The organism is Streptomyces sp. NPDC003300 (assembly GCF_040610915.1).
In the GTDB taxonomy this organism is placed as follows: domain Bacteria; phylum Actinomycetota; class Actinomycetes; order Streptomycetales; family Streptomycetaceae; genus Actinacidiphila.
Window position 1 is genome coordinate 46,614 of sequence record NZ_JBEXNE010000010.1, and the last position, 17,892, is coordinate 64,505.

The window sequence follows — 17,892 nt, forward strand, 5'->3', positions numbered from 1 at the left end:
CGTGGTCTCCTCGGATGCGGGGGCGGGGGGGCGCCGCTCACCCACGCGCACGCGCGGGACACGAGCACCCATGAGTGGCGGCGCATGAGTGAACCGCCGCGAGTTAGGCACAGCCAGGGCGCGAGCTGTGAGTTCCCGGGGAGCCGGGGCGCGCGAATCGGCCGTCGCGACCCGTACGGGCCCGCCGTACGGTCCGGTTGAGACGTAAAGCGACCGCTTCGTGCCGTGGCGGGGCGGCCTCGCGCACGGCGCCGTTCCCAGGAAACTCCCAGCCTTCTCCCAGGCCATCAAAGGCGTCGGCGGCCAGGATGCGCGCCATGAAGGTGCTCCCACGGCGGCGCAGGGCCGTCCTGATCAACTCGGTGCTCGGCGTGGTGGTCCTCGCGGGCGCAGGCGGCGCCTACGCGGCGGTCAACAACGGTGACAGCGGCAACACCCGTGGTACGGGCGCGCGCGTGGTGACGGTGTCCAAGGGCACGGTGCTGGCGACCGTGTCCGGCTCCGGCACGCTCGCCTCGCCCAGTGACGCCGGTGTGGACTTCACCACGGGCGGCACGCTCACCGAGGTCGACGTGAAGCCGGGCGACAAGGTCACCAAGGGCCAGGTGCTGGCGAAGGTCGATCCGACCGACGCCAAGGAGACGTTGCAGCAGGACCAGGCGACGCTGACGGCGGCGCGGGCCAACCTCACCAAGGTCGAGGCGGGCGAGCTGGTCACCTCCGCCACGGGCTCCGGCAGCGGCTCCGGCACGGGCTCCAACACCGGCTCCGGCGGCTCGCGGGACGCCGCCCCGACGCCCACGCCGTCCCCCACCTACACCGTCGACCCGGCCCAACTCGCCCAGGCGCAGGCTCAGTTGACCCAGGCCCAGAACGCCGTGGACGCCGACCAGCGCGCGGTGGACGGCACCACGCTCAAGGCCCCGGTGTCCGGCACGGTCGCCTCGGTCTCGGCCGCCAAGGGCCAGACGGTGTCGGGCACCGGCGGCACCGGCAGCGGCTCGGGCGGCCAGGGCTCGAACTCCAGCAGCTCCAACTCCACGTCGAGCAGCAGCGGTTCCAGCACCCCGTCCGGCTTCGTCGTCCTGACCAATTCCACCGGCATGCAGGTGACGGCGAACTTCTCCGAGGCCGACTCGCTGAAGGTCAAGGCGGGCCAGCCCGCCACCGTCACCCTCAACGCGCAGTCGAGCACGGTGCTCAACGCCAAGGTGCTGTCGGTCAGTTCGCTCCCGGTGAGCAGCGGAAGCGGAAGCGGCGGCGGGAGCGGCAGCGCCGTGCAGTACGCGGCCACGCTCGCCATCACCAGCCCCACCGCGGATCTGCGGACCGGCCTGAGCGCCAGTATCCAGGTGATCACCGGCTCGGCGTCCGGCGCGCTGAACGTGCCGACCGCCGCGGTCTCCGGTACCGGCGCCAACCGTACGGTCACGGTGGTCAACTCCGACGGCAGCACGACCCGTACGTCCGTGACCGTCGGCGTCGAGGGCGACACCGCCGACCAGATCACCAGCGGTCTGAAGGAGGGCCAGCAGGTGCAGATCGCCACGGTCGCGTCCTCCGGCAACGGCGGTTTCCCGAGCGGCGCGTTCCCCGGCGGCCTCGGCGGCGGCGCGAACCGGATCGGCGGCGGCGGTGGCTTCCGTACCGGCGGTGGCGGCGGTGCCGGCGGTGGCCGCGGATGAGGCCCGCCCTGCGGCAGCGCCTCGGCGGCCTGCGGCCCGGCGCCCGTACCGGTGACGCCGAAGAGAGTCCGGGCGCGGAAGAGACCTCGGGCGTCGAGCAGACCTCGGGCGTCGAGCAGATCTCGGGCCGCGAGGAAACCGCGGGTGTCGAGGGGGACGACGACAGCCCCTGGGGCCGCCCGCCGGTCATCGAGGTGCGGTCGCTGCTGAAGACGTACGGGCACGGCGACGCCGCCGTGCGCGCGCTCGGCGGCGACCCCGACCCCGTCACCGGCGTCTCGCCCGGCGTGAATCTGCTGGTCGAACAGGGCGACATGGTGGCCGTGATGGGCAGTTCCGGGTCCGGCAAGTCGACCCTGATGAACATCCTCGGCTGCCTCGACATCCCCACCGAGGGCCGCTATCTGCTCGACGGCATCGACGTCGGCGGCCTGGACGAGCACCAGCTCTCGCTCGTCCGCAACCGTAAGATCGGCTTCGTCTTCCAGTCGTTCAACCTCGTGCCGCGCACCCCCGCGCTCGCGCAGGTCGAACTCCCCCTGGCCTACGCGGGTGTGCGGTCCGCCGAGCGCAGGAGGCGCGCGCTGGCGGCGCTCGCGCTGGTCGGCCTCGCCGACCGCGTCGACCACCGGCCGAACGAACTCTCCGGCGGCCAGCAGCAACGCGTCGCCGTGGCAAGGGCGTTGGTCACCGCACCGGCCATGCTGCTCGCCGACGAGCCGACCGGAAACCTGGACAGCCACAGCACCGAGGAAGTACTCGCCATCGTCGACCGGCTCAACGCCTCCGGGCGCACCGTCGTACTGATCACGCACGAGGACGAGGTCGCCCGGCACGCCAAGCGGGTGATCACGCTGGTCGACGGCCAGGTGGTCGAGGACCGGCGCCAGGCACCGGCCGACGGCCCGCCGCCCGCGCTGCGCGACCCGGCGTCCTTCGCCGCGCACCACCCGCAGGACCCGGTAACCGCCGGCCGGCGTCAGGCCCTCACCGGAAGCCGCCACGGCAACGGCGATACAGGCAACGGCAGTACGGGCATTGGCGGTACGGGCAGCGGCGGTACGGGCAACGGCGGTACGGGCGTAGGCAATACGGGCAACGGCTTCGGAAGGGGGGGCACGGCGTGAACCCCTTCGAGACCCTCCGCTTCGCCTTCGGCGGCCTCGCCGCCAACAAGGTCCGCTCCGGACTGACCATGCTCGGCGTCCTGATCGGCGTCGCCGCCGTCATCATCCTGCTCGCGGTCGGCAACGGCTCCTCGCAGTCCGTCAAGGACTCCATCGAGAAGCTGGGCACCAACTCGCTGACCATCTCCTCCGGCGCCGGATTCGGCGGCGGTTCGTCCTCGTCGGCGACCACCGTCAAGCCGCTGACCGTGGACGACGCGCGGGCGCTCGCCGACCCGACGGCCGCGCCCAGCATCGAGTCCGTCGCCCCCGAGGTGACCACGTCTTCGCAGACCGCGCTGTACGAGGGCACCTCGCACGACGTCGCGCAGGTCGTCGGCACCTACCCCGCGTACTTCAAGGCGTCCAACAGCAAGGTCGCCAAGGGCGACTACTTCAGCGCCGACGACGTCCTCAACTCCCGCAAGGTGGCGGTGATCGGCTCGACCACGGCCACCGACCTGTTCGGCACGGCCGACCCGGTCGGCAAGAAGGTGGTGCTCGGCGGGACGCCGTTCACGGTCGTCGGCGTGCTGGAGACCAAGGGCGGCACCGGCTTCCAGGACCCGGACGACATCCTGGTCGCGCCGCTGCCGACCGTGCAGAACGCCTTCACCGGCTTCGGCTCGGTCAACCAGATCCTGGTGGAGGCCACGTCGGCCGACGCGACGACCCCGGCGCAGAACGAGATCACCACGATCCTGATGGGCACGCACGGCATCAAGGACGCCAACGCGCTGGACTTCCGGGTCAGCAGCCAGCAGTCGCTGCTCAGCACCCAGTCCGACACCAACAGGACGTTCACGGTGCTGCTCGGCGCGGTCGCGGCGATCTCGCTGCTGGTCGGCGGGATCGGCATCACCAACATCATGCTGGTGACGGTCACCGAGCGGACCCGCGAGATCGGCATCCGCAAGGCGATCGGCGCGCCCAAGGGCGTCATCCTCGGGCAGTTCCTCGCCGAGTCGACCCTGCTGTCGCTGGTCGGCGGCGGGCTCGGGGTGGTGGCGGGACTGATCGGCTCGCGCTTCACGATCGTCGGCATCAAACCGGTGATCATCCCGGAGTCCGTGTGGGGCGCCTTCGCCATCGCGGTCGCCATCGGCCTGTTCTTCGGCAGCTACCCCGCCAATCGGGCCGCCGCCCTGCGCCCGATCGAGGCCCTGCGCCATGAGTAGGCCGTCCACCACCACACCGCACGACGTACGAGGGACGAGGGAGAACCGGACATGGCGCGACGCCGCACCGAACTCGTGAAGGCCGACGCCGACACGGAGCTGCTGCCGCTCACCGACACGTTCGGCGAGGTGGAGATCGTCGAGCGGCCCGGCGAGGCGGTGCTCACCGAACGGCCGGAGGACGTCCTGTCCGAGCCGCCGGACGCCCGTGACATCTCGGCCGAGCTGGCCGCCCCGCCGCGCCGCAAACTGCCCTGGCTGACGCTGCTGCTGTCCGCGGGCGTCGTCGCCGCGGCGGCCTTCGCGGGCGGCGCGCTGGTGGAGAAGAACCACCTCAACGGCCGCTCGTCCGGCGGCGGTTCGGCTGCGGCCCGCGACTTCGCCTCGGCCTTCGCGGGCGCCAACGGCCGTACGGGCACGGGCACGGGCTCGGGTACGGGTACGGGCACGGGCTCCGGTACGGCGCCGGGCGCGGCTCCCGGCGCGGGCGGCGGCACAGGCACCGGCGGCACAGGCACCGGCGGCACAGGCACCGGCGTCACCGTCGGCACCGTCAAGCTGGTGGACGGCGACACCATCTACGTCACCGACGCCCAGGGCGGCATCGTCAAGGTCACCACCGGCGGCTCCACGAAGGTCACCGTCACCAAGGACGGCAAGACCTCGGACCTCCAGCCCGGCCAGAGCGTGACCGTACGCGGCAGCGCGAACTCCTCAGGCGACATCGCCGCCACCACCGTCACCGAGGGCGCGGCCACCGCGGGCGGCTTCGGCGGCGGCTTCGGAGGCTTCGGCGGCCGTGGCGGCGCCGGAGGTGCCGGAGGTGCCGGAGGCGCGGGCGGCGGTACGGGTACGGCGGGCGGCTCGGGCGGCTCGGGCGGCGGTACGGGCAACTGACCCCGCCTTCACAGGACGGGAGCGTACGGTGCGAAACCGCACCGTACGACGGGGGCCAGGAGGACTCCATGGACACGACGCCCGAGGCCAGCCTGCTGGTCGTCGACGACGAGCCCAACATCAGGGAACTGCTCTCCGCGTCCCTGCGCTTCGTCGGCTTCAAGGTGGTCTCCGCCGCCTCGGGCGCCGACGCGCTGGCCGCCGTCGCCCGTGAGCGCCCCGACCTGGTCGTCCTCGACGTGATGCTGCCCGACATGACCGGTTTCGCGGTCGTCCGGCACCTGCGCGAGGAGTCGGGGCCGCACGCGCGCCCCGGCAGCGGCGCCGCCGACCGGCTCCCCGTGCTGTTCCTGACCGCCAAGGACGGCGTGGACGACAAGATCAGCGGCCTGACGGCGGGCGGCGACGACTACGTCACCAAGCCGTTCAGCCTGGAGGAGCTGATCGCCCGCATCCGCGCGATCCTGCGCCGCACCGGCGGCCCCACCGACGAGGGGCGGCTGGTCGCGGGCGACCTGGAGCTGGACCCGGTCGGCCACCAGGTGCTGCGCGCCGGCCGCCCGGTCTCCCTCTCACCCACCGAGTTCAAGCTGCTCGCCTACCTCATGGCCAACGCCGACCGCGTCGTGTCCAAGCTCCAGATCCTCGACCACGTGTGGGCGTACGACTTCGGCGGCGACCTGAGCATCGTCGAGTCGTACATCTCGTACGTGCGCCGCAAGGTCGACTCCGGCGCCGACGGCACGGTCAAGCTGATCCATACGGTGCGCGGCGTCGGGTACGTGCTGCGCCGACCGCAGGGCTGACGCCGTGCGCACCGTGCGCTCCCTCAGCTCCCTCAGGTCCCTCAGCTTCCTCAGGTCCCTCCGCTCGTTGCGGCTCTCCGCGCTCTCGCTGCGCTCCCGGCTGGTGCTGCTCTGCCTGGTCCTCGTCCTGCTCGGCCTCGCCGTCAGCGACACCGTCGTCCTCGGCACGGTCCGCGGCCAGCAGGTGCGGCGCGTCGACCAGCAGCTCCAGCGGTACGGCGAACCGCTCGCGCGCCGGCTCGGCACGGACGGGGTGCCCGCGCCGCGCTACGTACGGCCGGGGCCCGGCGCGCCGCGGCCGTGGCTGCCCAGCCAGTTCGTGGTGGCCTTCGCCGCGGCGGACGGGCGGGTCTCCGACCAGTTCCGGCTGCCGGTCTCGGCCGGGGACCCGCGCCCGCTGTGGCCGACGATGGACGCGGGGTCGCTGCGCGAGCGGCTGGGCAAGCCGTTCGACGTCGCCAGCGACCACGGCGGCGGGCGGTGGCGGGTGCTGATCGAACCGGTCGCCGCGGGCACGGCCGCCCCCTCCGCCGACCTGCCCGCGGGCGTCGTGGTCGCCGCGTCCCTGGACGAGGTGTCCTCCACGGCCTCCCACCTGCGCACCGCGTTCCTGCTGATCGGCGCGGTGGTCGCGGCGCTGCTCGGGGTGGCGGGCTGGTTCGCGGTACGGGCCGGGCTGCGGCCGCTGCGGCAGATCGAGGCCACCGCCGCCGAGATAGCCGCCGGGCGCCCGCTGTCGCACCGTATGCCCGCCGCGTCCCCGCGCACCGAGGCCGGGCGGCTGTCCGCCGCGCTCAACGGGATGCTCGCGCAGATCGAGTCGGCCTTCGCGGCGCGCGCGGAGTCCGAGAAGCAGATGCGCCGGTTCGTCGCCGACGCCAGCCACGAACTGCGCACTCCGCTGGCCGGTATCCGGGGCTTCGCGGAGCTGTACCGGATGGGCGCGCTGCCCGACGAGGCCGACGTGAAGCGGACGATGACGCGGATCGAGAGCGAGGCCGTACGGCTCGGCGGCCTGGTCGAGGATCTGCTGACGCTGGTGCGGATGGACGAGCAGCGGCCCGTGCAGCTCGCCCCGATGGACCTGCGCACCCTGGCCGTGGACGCTCTGCACGACACGACCGCCCTCGATCCGTCCCGGCCGGTCTCCCTCACCGGGCCGGGCGGGTCCGGCTCCGGCCCCGGCCCCGGTCCCGGTCCCGGCCCCGGTCCCGGTCCCGCACCCGTGCTCGGTGACGAGGCCCGGCTGCGGCAGGTCGTCGCCAATCTCGTCGGCAACGCCGTCGCCCATACGCCTCCCGGCACGCCCGTCCGGATCGGCGTCGGCACCGTCGGCGGACACGGGGTCCTCGAAGTCGCCGACGCCGGGCCCGGGCTCGGGCCCGACCAGGCCGCGCGGGTCTTCGAACGCTTCTACCGCGTGGACGCCTCCCGCAGCCGGGGCGCCGGGGGCGGCGCCGGTCTCGGGCTCTCCATCTGTGCCGCGTTCGCTGCCGCTCACGGTGGGTACATCGAGCTCGACACGGCTCCCGGCCAAGGCGCCCTCTTCCGCCTCCGCCTCCCCTCCGCTTCCCCGCCCCCACCGGCCGGTGGCCCGGACACCACCGAACTGCCCCTCCGGGGCGGGCGGTGACCTGCGCGGCCAGCCCCCACCGGCGGGTGGTCCGGCGGCAACCGGTCTGCCCCGCTGGGGCGGGTGGTGAGGTGCGGGAGCGTCGTGGCTGAGCGCGCCCGGGCGGCGGCGGCTGGCGTCGGGCGGCGGTCGGGGCTACCAGGCGAAGGCTTCGGGGGAAGGGCCGGGGCCCGGGAAGATGGCGTCGAGGGCGGCGAGAAGGTCGACGGAGAGGTGGAGATCGAGGGCGCGGAGGGCGCCGTCGAGGTGGGCGGGGGTGCGGGGCCCGATGATGGGCCCGGTCACGGCGGGCCGGGTGAGGAGCCAGGCGAGGGCCACCTCCCCGGGGTCGAGCTCGTGCTCGGCGAGCAGATCCTCGTAGCGCTGAACCTGGTCGCGGACCACCGGATCGGCCAGCCCCCGCGCCGAGCGCCCGGCGTGGGTGCGGGAGCCGCCCCCCTCACGGGACTTGCGGATGGCGCCGCCCAACAGCCCCTGGTGCAGCGGGGACCAGGGCACGACACCGAGCCCGTACGCCTCGGCGGCCGGGAGGACGTCCATCTCGGCGGTGCGCTCGAAGAGGTTGTACAGGCACTGCTCGCTGACGAGCCCGAGCGAACCGCGCCGCGCCGCCGCCTCGTTGGCCTGCGCGATGTGCCAGCCGGCGAAGTTGCTGGAGGCGGCGTAGAGCACCTTGCCCTGCTGGATCAGGACGTCGATCGCCTGCCAGATCTCGTCCCAGGGCGTGGCCCGGTCGATGTGGTGGAACTGGTAGACGTCGATGTGGTCGGTGCCCAGCCGCTTCAGGCTGGCCTCCACCTCGCGGCGGATGTTGAGGGCGCTCAGCCGCTGGTGGTTCGGCCAGGGCTCCTCCTGCCAGGGGTTGCCCTGCGTCATGTTCCCGTACAGCTTGGTGGCCAGCACCACCTTGTCGCGGCGGTCGCCGCCCTGGGCGAACCAGCTTCCGAGGATCTCCTCGGTGCGGCCCTTGCGCTCGTCCACGCCGTAGATGTTCGCCGTGTCGAAGAAGTTGATGCCCGCGTCCAGCGCGGTGTCCATGATCGCGTGGCTGCCGGGCTCGTCGGTCTGCCCGCCGAAGTTCATGGTGCCGAGGACGAGGCGGCTGACTTTGAGGCCGGTGCGGCCGAGCTGGGTGTACTTCATGGCTCCACAGCCAACACCTTGGAGTGCGCTCTATCGCAAGGGGCGGGTCTCAGTGATGGACGAGCCTCGGCCGGTCCGGCGGGACGTTCTCGTCGACCGGGCCCGTACGGGCGTCGGGGCCGGTGTCCGGTTCCGCGTGGCCCGCGCCGTCGGTGGCCGTGTCCCCGGCCACGCGGTCGAAGAAGCGCAGGATCTCGACCGGGAACGGCATCACGAGGGTGCTGTTCTTCTCGGCGGAGACGTCCACCACGGTTTGCAGCAGCCGCAGTTGGAGGGCGCCCGGGGTGTTGGCCATCGTGGCGGCGGCGTCGGTCAGGCGCTGCGACGCCTGGAATTCGCCCTCGGCCGCGATGACACGGGCCCGCCGTTCACGTTCGGCCTCCGCCTGCTTGGACATCGACCGCATCATCGACTCCGGCAGCGCGATGTCCTTGATCTCCACGCGCTCGATCCGCAGGCCCCAGGGCTCCTCGGTCGGCTCGTCCATCACCGTCTTCAGCTCGGCGTTGACGTGGTCGCGGTCCGACAGCAGCGTGTCGAGGTCGGCGCGGCCGATGACCGACCGGAGCGAGGTCTGCGCGATCTGGGAGACGGCGCTGGGGTAGTCGTGCACGTTGACCAGGGCCTTGACCGGGTCCAGGACCCGGAAGTAGACGACGGCGTCGACGGTCACGGTCACGTTGTCGCCGGTGATGGCGCCCTGCGCCGGGACGCCGAGCACCTCGGTCTGGATGGAGACCTTGCGCATCCGGTCGACGATCGGGCGGATCGTCCGCAGGCCCGGCTGCCGCAGGTTCGGCAGCAGACGTCCGAAGCGGAAGACGACGCCCCGCTCGTACTGCTGCACATCGTGCAGGCTCATGGCGAGCAGGATCAGTCCGATCAGGACGACCACCACCAGCACAGTGATCAGAGCAACCATCGATCTCACGACCTTTCGGCGTGGCCGAAGACAGGCGCGCGCCGCACAGGCACGTGCCGCACCGCCACGCTCACCTGCACTTTCAGCCTACTCCGGCAGCCGCTTCCGGGGGCTGTCACCGGTCGCGGGCCGAATCCTCGGCCGACTGTCGGCCGACTCCTCAACGAGCTTGTGGGCCAGGACGTGAGCCGGGTGGTCAGGCCGCCCACGGCGGTACCGGGTCGTGCAGGTGCCGCGCCCGCTCGACGAATTCCACCAGCGCCACGCGCTGCCCCGGGCTCAGCTCCCCCGCGAGCCCCGACTCACGGATGTGCGCCCGCACCAGCAGGTAGTGGCTGTCGAACATCCCCATGCCCGGCAGCGCCCGCAGCAGCGCCTCCACCCGGATGCCCGCCGCGTCCTCGTCGCCCGCCGCCGCCCTGCGCAGCACTCGCGACAGCCCCACCATCCCCTCCGCCGCCACCTCGCTCAGCACCAGGGCCCTGCGGTGACTGGCCTCCCAATCCTCAGGGTCCGTGGTCCCACGGTGACGCGACCCCATGATCGTCATGGCCACCACCTCGCTCCCTTTAGTCCCTTTTATCCCTCTCCCCGGACGAGCGTACGCCCGTCCCCCCGCCCCGCAAACGGCTCACTCCCCGTGACCGCGCCGGGCCCCTGCGTGGGTTTTCCCAAGGCCGGGTCACCGGCGGCGGCCGTCGGTTACTGTGCGCGAATGTCTTACGCGCGGATGGACGGCGGGCGGAGCGCGCGGGGCGGCCCCGCCGGGCAGGGCGGATACGGCGCGTACGGCGGCTATCGGACGGGCCTGCTGTGGCTGGGCGCGGGCGCGGCCTTCGCGGTGCTCGCACTGGGCCTCGCGGTCGCGCTGTTCGGCATGATGGAGTTCGGCGAGCGGTGCGCGCAGGGGATGACGAAGGGCCCCGGCCCGCTGGTGCGCACCCGGAACCAGGCGTTTCCGCCGGCCACCGTCTGCGAGTTCCGCGACGGCGACGTGACCTCCGTCGGCGGCGGCGCGGTGCTCACCGGACTGCTCTGGGCCGCCTTGCTGTTCATGACCGCGTGCGTGTTCCTCGCGCTGCTCGCCGAGTGCTTCGAGCCGCCGCTTCGCGGAGCCTTCGCCAGCGAGCTGGTCGTGCCGATGTCGCGGGACGAGAAGGTCCGCCGTACGGGGGCGGCGTTCTTCGTCACCGGCTCCTTCTTCCTGATGATCTACGCGCTGGCGGGCTGGAAACTGCTGGCCGGGCCGTCCTCCGCGTGCTCGGCGGGCGCCGACTGGGGCAGCGGCCCGCCGCGCACCGTGACGTACAGCTTCTTTCCGCCGCAGGCCACCTGCCAGTACACCAGCGGCATGACCGACCGGATCAACCCCGACTGGCTCGCCTCGCTGACGGCCGAGATGATCGCCCCCGCGCTCCTGGCGGGGCTCGGGTTCTTCCTCGCGTGCCGCCGCAGGAGCGCGGAGCGCCGGACCGGGCGACCGACCGGGCGACCGGCGGACGCCACGAGCGGGGACCGGACACCGGCGACGTAGCATCGCCGCATGGAGCAGCGGATTCTTGGCAGGACGGGCCGGAAGGTGTCCGTCGTCGGGCTCGGGACATGGCAGTTGGGTGCCGACTGGGGCGAGGTGCGCGAGGCGGACGCCTTCGCCGTGCTGGACGCGGCCGTCGCCTCGGGCGTGACCTTCTTCGACACGGCCGACGTGTACGGGGACGGCCGCAGCGAGCAGTTCATCGGGCGGTATCTCAAGGAGCGCCCGGACGCCGGGGTGTTCGTGGCCACCAAGATGGGCCGCAGGGCCGAGCAGGTGCCCGAGAACTACGTACTGGCCAACTTCCTCGCCTGGAACGACCGTTCGCGCGCGAACCTCGGCGTCGACACCCTCGACCTGGTGCAGCTCCACTGCCCGCCCACGGCCGTCTACTCCTCGGACGAGATGTACGACGCCCTGGACACGCTGGTGGCGCGGGGGCGCGTCGCGGCGTACGCGGTGAGCGTCGAGACGTGCGAGCAGGCGCTGACCGCCCTCGCGCGGCCCGGCGTCGCGAGCGTGCAGATCATCCTGAACCCCTTCCGCCTCAAGCCGCTTGAGGCGGTGCTGCCCGCGGCGGCCGAGGCGGGCGTCGGCATCGTCGCGCGGGTGCCGCTGGCCTCGGGGCTGCTCACCGGCAAGTACACCCGCGACACCGTCTTCGCCGCCGACGACCACCGTACGTACAACCGGCACGGCGAGGCGTTCGACCAGGGCGAGACCTTCTCCGGCGTGGACTTCGAGACCGGCCTCGACGCCGCCGCCGAATTCGCCGCGCTCGCGCCCGAGGGCGCCACACCCGCGCAGACCGCGCTGCGCTGGATCATCCAGCAGCCGGGCGTCAGCAGCGTCATCCCCGGCGCGCGCGATGTCGCCCAGGCGCGGGCCAACGCCGCCGCTGCCGCGCTGCCGCCGCTGACCGACGCCACGCTGGACGCGGTGCGCGAGCTGTACGACCGCCGCATCAGGGCGCAGGTGCACGGCCGTTGGTGAGGCACGGCTGAGGCACGGGTGCGCCGCCGGGCGGTTCGTGACCGACGGGTTCCGACCCGCTCGCCGGGCCGCCGCCCGCAGGGCCTACCGTCTTGCGGATGACTGCGAATGCTGCCAATGCTGAATTCCCCGGCGCCAGCGGGCCGTACGCCACCACCGAGGCTGAGCCGCGCGAGGTGGGCCGGGTGCGGACGTCTTACGCGCCGGATCACGACGGTGACCCCGACCCCGGGGAAATCGTCTGGACCTGGGTGCCGTTCGAGGAGAACGACGGGCGCGGCAAGGACCGGCCGGTGCTGGTCGTGGCGCGCGAGGCGGGCGGCACGGTGCTCGCCGTCCAGCTCTCCAGCAAGCGCCACGACAACGACCACGAGTGGGTGCCGATCGGCACCGGGCCCTGGGACCGTGAGGGCCGCGAGTCCTGGGTCGCCGTCGACCGCGTCCTGCGCCTGCACGACCAGGGCATGCGGCGCGAGGCGTGCGCCCTGGACCGGGGCAGGTTCAACCTCGTCGTGAACCGGCTCAAGGAGTTGTACGGCTGGGCGTGAGCCCCCGGTCCCGCATGACGCGTCAGGCTGACGCGTCGGGCAGCCGCGTCCACCTCCGAGGCGGTGGACGCGGCTGCCCGTACGTCGACGCGTACGCCGTACGAATGCCGGCCGCGTCGTACGGTTACGGCTGCTCGTTCGACGGACGGGTGCCGCCGCCGAGCTGGTCGTTCAGCTTGTCCTGGACCTGGTCGACCTGGCCGCTGTACTTGTCGCCGGTCTTCTTGTCGACCATGTCACCGGCCTTTTCGACGCCTTGGTGCGCCTGGTCCTCGTGACCCTTCAGCAGGCCCTTGAGCTTGTCGAGCATGGACATGGCTGCCCTCCTTGGGGGAACGCCTTGCTCTCCCCGTTGCCCTCCCAGCATCGGGGCCCCCGAAGGTTTTCGCATTCCGGACAGGTCCGGACGAGTTCGTACGTTCTCCGGGGACGCCTTCCGGAACGTTTCCGCGGCGTACGGTCCGGTGAACGTATCCGCGTACCGGCGTATTGGCGTGTTGGCTTACTGAAGTACCGGCGTACGGCTCAGGCGGCCTCGGCGGTCGCGCCGTCCAGCGCGGCCAGCAGCCAGTCGTGTGTGCTGCCCGGGGTCGGCTCCGCCGGGCCGAACAGTTCCCCTGCGAGCTGCCAGTAGCGGTCGATCCGGGGGTCCGCGCCGAGCACCCCGCCGAGGCGGCGGCGGAAGGCCGGGGTGTCGCGGCCGCCGCGCGAGCGGGCGTACGCGGCGACGAAGCAGTCCAGCGCCTCGCCCTCCTGCGGTCGCCGCCCGGCCCGCAGGTGCGGGGCGGCGAGCCCGTACGCCTCGATGAGGCCGTCGTACAGGACGGCCGGGCGGTAGCCCTCCTCGGGCCGGTGCGCGGCGGGCTGGGTGGGGTCGCGGCCGTCGCCGGTGCTCGTGCCGGAGGCTTTTCCGGAGATCTTTCCCGCACCGTCGCAGCTCCCCGACACCAGCGCGTGCAGGCGCGCGAAGGCCAGGGCCTGCGCCGGGGTCGGCGCCTCGGGGAGCTGCGGAATCGTCCCGTCGAGGATGGCCGAGACCAGCCGGGCGGGCATCCGCGGCGGCAGCCAGCGCCGCCAGAAGCGGGCCATGGCGGCGGTGCTCGGCGGGCTCGGCAGCGCGCCGACCAGCAGCAGCCGCTCGGCGCGCTCCCCGGGGCCGCAGTCCTGGAGCGCCTGGAGCGCGGCCTCGCGCCAGCGCAGGGCGGCCAGGCCCGCGCCGACCTCGCGCAGTTGCCCGGCGATCAGGCCGTCGAGCACGTCGGCCGCCGCGTCGGCCCCGGCCGCGCTCGCGCGGTCGTCCTCGTCGAGGACCCGGTGGACGTCGGGGACCGCGAGGCCGAGGCCGCGCAGCGAGCGGATCGTGCGGAGCCGGTCGAGCGCGGCGGGACCGTACCTGCGGTGGCCCCCGCTGCTGCGGCGCGCCTCGGGGAGCAGGCCGCGGTCGGAGTAGTAGCGGACGGTCTTGACGGTGACGCCCGCGCGCTCGGCGAGTTCCCCGATGGTCCACAAACGGTCAGGCGGCACGGCTTGAACCTCCCTCAGGGGGAGTTCCTACGGTACCCGCGGCCGGGAAAGCGGCCGTTCCGCAGGGTGACGGAGGAGATCTCATGACGGCGTACGTACTGGTGGCAGGCGCTCACACCGGCGGCTGGATCTGGCAGGAGACCGCGCGGGCGCTGCGGGAAGCGGGCGCGCGGGCGTACCCGGTGACACTCACCGGCATGGGCGACGGCGGCCGTCCGGCGGGGCCCGACACCGATCTGGAGACGCACATCCGGGACGTGCTGGAGGTGATCGACGCGGTGGCCGCCGCCGAGGGGCCGGTGGTGCTCGTCGGGCACGACTACGGCATCCACCCGGTGGTCGGGGCCGCCGACCGCCGCCCGGCGCGTACCGCCCGCGTCGTCCATCTGGACACCGGTATCCCGCAGGACGGCGATCCGCCGCTCGCGCTCTACCGCGACCAGGAGCTGCGGGACCGCGCGCAGGACGGTGACGGGCCGGTCCCGCCGCCGTCCGGCCCGGAGGAGTGGGCACGGCACGGCAGTACGGCCGGGGTCCCGGCGGACGCGCTGGCCCGGCTGACCGACCGCGCCGTACCGCAACCCCGCGCCACCCTCACCCGGCCGCTCCGCCTGACGGGCGCGGTCGCGGCGCTGCCGGTGACAGGCGTCTTCTGTACGGCGAACGGTTCGAGCATCGCGCTGGTCGAGACGCTGGTCGGGCTCGGCGACCCCCGGCTCGCCGTGCTCACCGAACCGCGGGTGACCTTCTTCGACCTCGGCACCGGGCACTGGCCGATGCTGTCCGCTCCGCGCGGGCTGGCGGACATCCTGCTGCGGGCGGTCGCGGGGGAGGGGCGGCGGCTCGCGCCCAGGGGTGAACAGGCCCCCCAGCAGCGGCCGTTCCCCCTCCCCGTCCCCGAACTCCCCCGCGAGCGGCACGGCCGCGTCGACCTCCACCTCCCCCGTGCCGAACACCCGTCCCCCGCCGTCGTGTTCGTCCACGGCGGCCCCGTATCGCCGGACGTCCGCCCGACGCCGCGCGACTGGCCGGCCTTCCTGGGCTACGCCCAACTCCTGGCCTCCCAGGGCGTGGTGGCCGCCACCGTCGACCACCGCTTCCACGACCTCACCGACTTCGACCGCGCGGCCCACGACGTGGCCGAGGCCGTCGCCCTCGTCCGGGCCGACCCCCGCGTGGACCCCGACCGTGTCGCCCTCTGGTTCTTCTCGGCGGGCGGCCTGCTCTGCGCCGACTGGCTCGCGGCCCCGCCGCCGTGGCTGCGCTGCGTCGCCCTGACCTACCCCGTCCTCGCCCCCCTCCCCAACTGGGGCCTGTCCGCCACCCGCTTCCACCCCGCCCCCGCCGCCCTCCCCACCGTCCTCACCCGCGTGGCCCTCGAGGTCCCCGAAATCGCCGCCACGGTCGACCGGTTCATCGCCTCGGCCGCCTCCTCCGGCGCCCCCCTGGAAGTCGTCGAAGCCCCCGAGGCCCACCACGCCTTCGAATCCCGCGACCCCGCCCCCGTCTCCACCCCGCCCCTGCGCGCCGCCGTCTCCGCCGTCCTCGGCCACCTCACGGCGTGAGCGCGGCTCGGAATCCCGGACGCCGGGCGCAGGGCATCGCAGTGGCGGTCGCCGGGACGGCCCTGAGCTGAGCCTATTGACAACGACAACCGTTTTCGTATAGTGGACGTCATGGCACGCAACGAAGTACGTCCCGTGATCAAGCTCCGGTCCACCGCCGGTACCGGATTCACCTACGTCACCCGCAAGAACCGTCGCAACGACCCCGACCGCATGGTGCTGCGCAAGTACGACCCGGCGGCGGGCCGGCACGTGGAGTTCCGCGAGGAGCGCTGAGCGCCGGGAACCGGGGGTGGAAAGGGGCGGGGACCTGTGAGGTCTCCGCCCCTTCGGGGGTTATTCGCCGACGTCTCGCATCCGCAGGTCGGAGAGGGACTCGCGGCGGACGAGGAGACGCGCGGCGCCGTCGGTGGCGGCGATGACCGGGGGACGGCCGACGAGGTTGTAGGCGGACGCCATCGAGAGGTGGTAGGCGCCGGAGACGGGGACGGCGAGGAGGTCGCCGGGGCGGAGGTCGTCGGGGAGGGGGACGTCGGCGGCGAGGATGTCGCCCGCCTCGCAGTAGCGGCCGACGACGGTGACCTCGGCGGCGCGGCGGGAGGACGCACGGCCGATCAGCCGGGGCGCGTAGCGGACGCCGTACAGCGCGGGCCGCGGGTTGTCGCTCATGCCGCCGTCGACGGCGACGAGAGTACGGCCGCCGGCGCGCTTGACGGCCAGCACGCGGTAGAGGGCGACGCCCGCGGGGCCGATGATCGCGCGGCCGGGCTCGACCGTGAGGCGCGGCACGGGGAGCGCGGCGCGGGCGCACGCGGCGGTGAGTTCGGCCCTGACGCGGGCGGCGAGCGCGATGATGTCGAGGGCGGGTTCGCCGGGCCGGTAGGCCACGCCGTGGCCGCCGCCGATGTCGAGTTCCGGCAGCACCACACCGTGCTGGTCACGGATGCGGGCGAGCAGTCCGACGAGCCGGCGTACGGCGGCGACGTACGGCTTGACCTCGGTCACCTGCGAGCCGATGTGGCAGTGCAGGCCGGTCAGTTCGAGCCCCGGCTGGCCGAGGACGCGGTTGACGGCGTGCTGGGCGGAGCCGTCGGTGATCGACAGGCCGAACTTCTGGTCGTCGGTGCCGGTCCGCACCGCGGGGTGGCCGCCCGCGACGACGCCCGGCACCACGCGCAGCAGGACCTTCTGGCGTTCGACGGGCAGCGTCATCGTCGCCAGCCGGGCGATCTCCGCGCCGTTGTCGATCACGATCCGTCCGGCGCCGAGCCGCACCGCCGCCCGCAGGTCCTGCGGGCTCTTGGCGTTGCCGTGCACGATGATCCGCTCCGGCGGGAAGCCGGTCGTGACGGCCAGTTCCAGCTCGCCGGCCGAGCACACATCCAGACCGAGGCCCTCCTCGCGCACCCATCGGGCGACCGCCCCGCACAGGTAGGCCTTCGCCGCGTAGACGACGTCCGCCCCGGGGAAGGCCGCCCGGTACATCCGCGCCCGCGACCGTACTTCGGCCTCGTCCAGGACATAGAGCGGTGTCCCGAAGCGGTCCGCCGCCTCGGCCAGCGACACGCCCCCGACGGTCACATCCCCCTCCGGAGCGGTACGCGCCGAGGCGGGCCAGACGGACAGGTCGTCGTACGGGGCACGCGTACGCCGTCGCGCACCTGGCGGCGGGGTCAGTGAGATCGACATGCGGGGCTCCTTCCTGCGAGTTCCGGGGAGGTCCTACGAGGCCAGCGCGGGGGAGGCGGCCTGCTCGGGCCGCCCGCCGTCCGGGGCGGGGGCAGTGGCATGGACAGGTGCCGGAGCGGTGAGGCGCGGGTCGATCCGCAGCGCGGTGACGCCCAGCGGCGCGGCCAGAGCGCGCAGGGCCGCCTCCGACAGGCGGATCCACGGCTGCCGCGCGCCCAGCGTGCGTACCAGGCGCTCCTCGCTGGTGAAGGCGACCGCCGTGCGGGTGCCGAGGGGGGTACGGAAGAACCTGGTCGTGCGGCAGCACGCGGTGGAGCTGCCGGGTCCCGACCGGACCGGCACGAAGAGCGCTCCGGCCGGGGGACGATCAAGGGGGTCGGGGTCCTCCGACGACTTCTGGGACGTCTGGTACGACATCGCGCGCTCCTTACGTGGCGGCCGGTGGGCCGCGGGCTCGGTCAGGAACGCTATGCCCGCCGGGCGGCCCCTTCGCGGGGCCCTGACGTCGGCTTGACGCCGGGAGCCCGTTCCCCGACGGTCCCCATACGGCGTGGCCGCGAAGGGCCGTAAGCAGCCGCGAGAAACCGTGAAGAGGGGGCGCGGCCGACC

Annotated in this window: 18 protein-coding genes; 11 read left to right on the forward strand and 7 right to left on the reverse strand. The window is 73.5% G+C overall.

Annotated features, from left to right (window positions below; genetic code table 11):
- Nucleotides 1–317 precede the first annotated feature (317 nt).
- The 6 genes from ABZX65_RS16940 to ABZX65_RS16965 all read left to right on the forward strand — a co-directional run bounded on the left by ABZX65_RS16940 (nucleotide 318) and on the right by ABZX65_RS16965 (nucleotide 7,365).
- A complete protein-coding gene (locus ABZX65_RS16940; RefSeq protein WP_355339674.1) occupies nucleotides 318–1,685 on the forward strand; it encodes a biotin/lipoyl-binding protein in 1,368 nt (455 codons plus the stop codon).
- Complete coding sequence (locus ABZX65_RS16945; protein ID WP_355339677.1) at nucleotides 1,682–2,812, forward strand: ABC transporter ATP-binding protein; 1,131 nt, start codon at nucleotides 1,682–1,684, stop codon at nucleotides 2,810–2,812. The genes ABZX65_RS16940 and ABZX65_RS16945 overlap by 4 nt, the downstream gene beginning before the upstream one ends.
- Nucleotides 2,809–4,029 carry an ABC transporter permease gene (locus ABZX65_RS16950; RefSeq protein WP_355339680.1) on the forward strand — a complete coding sequence of 407 codons (1,221 nt, stop codon included), beginning with the start codon at nucleotides 2,809–2,811 and terminating at the stop codon, nucleotides 4,027–4,029. The genes ABZX65_RS16945 and ABZX65_RS16950 overlap by 4 nt, the downstream gene beginning before the upstream one ends.
- Before the next feature lie 51 nt (nucleotides 4,030–4,080).
- Entirely contained in the window at nucleotides 4,081–4,926 is an 846-nt protein-coding gene (locus tag ABZX65_RS16955; RefSeq protein ID WP_355339683.1) for a hypothetical protein, read from the forward strand.
- Nucleotides 4,927–4,994: 68 nt separating this feature from the next.
- Nucleotides 4,995–5,732 (forward strand): response regulator transcription factor, encoded by a 738-nt coding sequence (locus tag ABZX65_RS16960; RefSeq protein WP_355339686.1) that lies wholly within the window; start codon nucleotides 4,995–4,997, stop codon nucleotides 5,730–5,732.
- Between the two features lie 4 nt (nucleotides 5,733–5,736).
- A complete protein-coding gene (locus ABZX65_RS16965; protein ID WP_355339689.1) occupies nucleotides 5,737–7,365 on the forward strand; it encodes a HAMP domain-containing sensor histidine kinase in 1,629 nt (542 codons plus the stop codon).
- 135 nt (nucleotides 7,366–7,500) lie between these two features.
- On the opposite strand, the gene ABZX65_RS16970 is transcribed toward ABZX65_RS16965, so the two are convergent.
- The 3 genes from ABZX65_RS16970 to ABZX65_RS16980 form a co-directional block, all read right to left on the reverse strand.
- A complete protein-coding gene (locus tag ABZX65_RS16970) occupies nucleotides 7,501–8,508 on the reverse strand; it encodes an aldo/keto reductase (RefSeq protein WP_355339692.1) in 1,008 nt (335 codons plus the stop codon).
- A 49-nt stretch (nucleotides 8,509–8,557) separates the two neighbouring features.
- Entirely contained in the window at nucleotides 8,558–9,430 is an 873-nt protein-coding gene (locus tag ABZX65_RS16975) for a slipin family protein (protein ID WP_355339695.1), read from the reverse strand.
- A gap of 196 nt (nucleotides 9,431–9,626) precedes the next feature.
- Entirely contained in the window at nucleotides 9,627–9,980 is a 354-nt protein-coding gene (locus ABZX65_RS16980) for a hypothetical protein (RefSeq protein WP_355339698.1), read from the reverse strand.
- A gap of 165 nt (nucleotides 9,981–10,145) precedes the next feature.
- Here ABZX65_RS16980 and ABZX65_RS16985 point away from each other — a divergent pair, with 165 nt between their 5' ends.
- The 3 genes from ABZX65_RS16985 (at nucleotide 10,146) to ABZX65_RS16995 (ending at nucleotide 12,505) form a co-directional block, all read left to right on the forward strand.
- On the forward strand, nucleotides 10,146–10,964 hold the full coding sequence (locus tag ABZX65_RS16985) for a hypothetical protein (RefSeq protein ID WP_355339701.1): 819 nt from the start codon (nucleotides 10,146–10,148) through the stop codon (nucleotides 10,962–10,964).
- A 9-nt stretch (nucleotides 10,965–10,973) separates the two neighbouring features.
- Nucleotides 10,974–11,957, forward strand: coding sequence for an aldo/keto reductase (locus ABZX65_RS16990; protein WP_355339704.1), 984 nt, complete (start codon nucleotides 10,974–10,976; stop codon nucleotides 11,955–11,957).
- A 98-nt stretch (nucleotides 11,958–12,055) separates the two neighbouring features.
- The gene (locus ABZX65_RS16995) at nucleotides 12,056–12,505 is read left to right on the forward strand and encodes a type II toxin-antitoxin system PemK/MazF family toxin (protein ID WP_355339707.1); all 450 of its coding nucleotides are present in this window, start codon (nucleotides 12,056–12,058) and stop codon (nucleotides 12,503–12,505) included.
- Nucleotides 12,506–12,629: 124 nt separating this feature from the next.
- Here the strand turns inward: ABZX65_RS16995 and ABZX65_RS17000 are convergent, their stop codons facing one another.
- On the reverse strand, nucleotides 12,630–12,821 hold the full coding sequence (locus ABZX65_RS17000) for an antitoxin (RefSeq protein ID WP_355339710.1): 192 nt from the start codon (nucleotides 12,819–12,821) through the stop codon (nucleotides 12,630–12,632).
- Nucleotides 12,822–13,030: 209 nt separating this feature from the next.
- Complete coding sequence (locus ABZX65_RS17005; protein WP_355339713.1) at nucleotides 13,031–14,029, reverse strand: MerR family transcriptional regulator; 999 nt, start codon at nucleotides 14,027–14,029, stop codon at nucleotides 13,031–13,033.
- 83 nt (nucleotides 14,030–14,112) lie between these two features.
- Between ABZX65_RS17005 and ABZX65_RS17010 the strand changes: the two genes are divergently transcribed.
- Both ABZX65_RS17010 and rpmG read left to right on the forward strand, forming a co-directional pair.
- The gene (locus tag ABZX65_RS17010) at nucleotides 14,113–15,594 is read left to right on the forward strand and encodes an alpha/beta fold hydrolase (protein WP_355339716.1); all 1,482 of its coding nucleotides are present in this window, start codon (nucleotides 14,113–14,115) and stop codon (nucleotides 15,592–15,594) included.
- Nucleotides 15,595–15,705: 111 nt separating this feature from the next.
- Entirely contained in the window at nucleotides 15,706–15,870 is a 165-nt protein-coding gene (rpmG, locus tag ABZX65_RS17015; RefSeq protein ID WP_355339719.1) for a 50S ribosomal protein L33, read from the forward strand.
- Nucleotides 15,871–15,930: 60 nt separating this feature from the next.
- Here the strand turns inward: rpmG and lysA are convergent, their stop codons facing one another.
- Nucleotides 15,931–17,283, reverse strand: a complete 1,353-nt coding sequence (gene lysA / locus ABZX65_RS17020; protein WP_355339722.1) for a diaminopimelate decarboxylase — start codon at nucleotides 17,281–17,283, stop codon at nucleotides 15,931–15,933.
- A 33-nt stretch (nucleotides 17,284–17,316) separates the two neighbouring features.
- Complete coding sequence (locus tag ABZX65_RS17025; protein WP_355339725.1) at nucleotides 17,317–17,700, reverse strand: SAV_915 family protein; 384 nt, start codon at nucleotides 17,698–17,700, stop codon at nucleotides 17,317–17,319.
- Nucleotides 17,701–17,892 lie beyond the last annotated feature (192 nt).

Coding starts and splice junctions, on each gene's coding strand:
- ABZX65_RS16980 (WP_355339698.1), bottom strand. CDS start 9,980: ATGACGATCATGGGGTCGCGTCACCGTGGGACCACGGACCCTGAGGAT.
- ABZX65_RS16940 (WP_355339674.1), top strand. CDS start 318: ATGAAGGTGCTCCCACGGCGGCGCAGGGCCGTCCTGATCAACTCGGTG.
- ABZX65_RS17000 (WP_355339710.1), bottom strand. CDS start 12,821: ATGTCCATGCTCGACAAGCTCAAGGGCCTGCTGAAGGGTCACGAGGAC.
- ABZX65_RS16990 (WP_355339704.1), top strand. CDS start 10,974: ATGGAGCAGCGGATTCTTGGCAGGACGGGCCGGAAGGTGTCCGTCGTC.
- ABZX65_RS16975 (WP_355339695.1), bottom strand. CDS start 9,430: ATGGTTGCTCTGATCACTGTGCTGGTGGTGGTCGTCCTGATCGGACTG.
- ABZX65_RS17010 (WP_355339716.1), top strand. CDS start 14,113: ATGACGGCGTACGTACTGGTGGCAGGCGCTCACACCGGCGGCTGGATC.
- ABZX65_RS16985 (WP_355339701.1), top strand. CDS start 10,146: ATGTCTTACGCGCGGATGGACGGCGGGCGGAGCGCGCGGGGCGGCCCC.
- ABZX65_RS16995 (WP_355339707.1), top strand. CDS start 12,056: ATGACTGCGAATGCTGCCAATGCTGAATTCCCCGGCGCCAGCGGGCCG.
- ABZX65_RS16955 (WP_355339683.1), top strand. CDS start 4,081: ATGGCGCGACGCCGCACCGAACTCGTGAAGGCCGACGCCGACACGGAG.
- ABZX65_RS16945 (WP_355339677.1), top strand. CDS start 1,682: ATGAGGCCCGCCCTGCGGCAGCGCCTCGGCGGCCTGCGGCCCGGCGCC.
- ABZX65_RS16960 (WP_355339686.1), top strand. CDS start 4,995: ATGGACACGACGCCCGAGGCCAGCCTGCTGGTCGTCGACGACGAGCCC.
- lysA (WP_355339722.1), bottom strand. CDS start 17,283: ATGTCGATCTCACTGACCCCGCCGCCAGGTGCGCGACGGCGTACGCGT.
- ABZX65_RS17025 (WP_355339725.1), bottom strand. CDS start 17,700: ATGTCGTACCAGACGTCCCAGAAGTCGTCGGAGGACCCCGACCCCCTT.
- rpmG (WP_355339719.1), top strand. CDS start 15,706: ATGGCACGCAACGAAGTACGTCCCGTGATCAAGCTCCGGTCCACCGCC.
- ABZX65_RS16970 (WP_355339692.1), bottom strand. CDS start 8,508: ATGAAGTACACCCAGCTCGGCCGCACCGGCCTCAAAGTCAGCCGCCTC.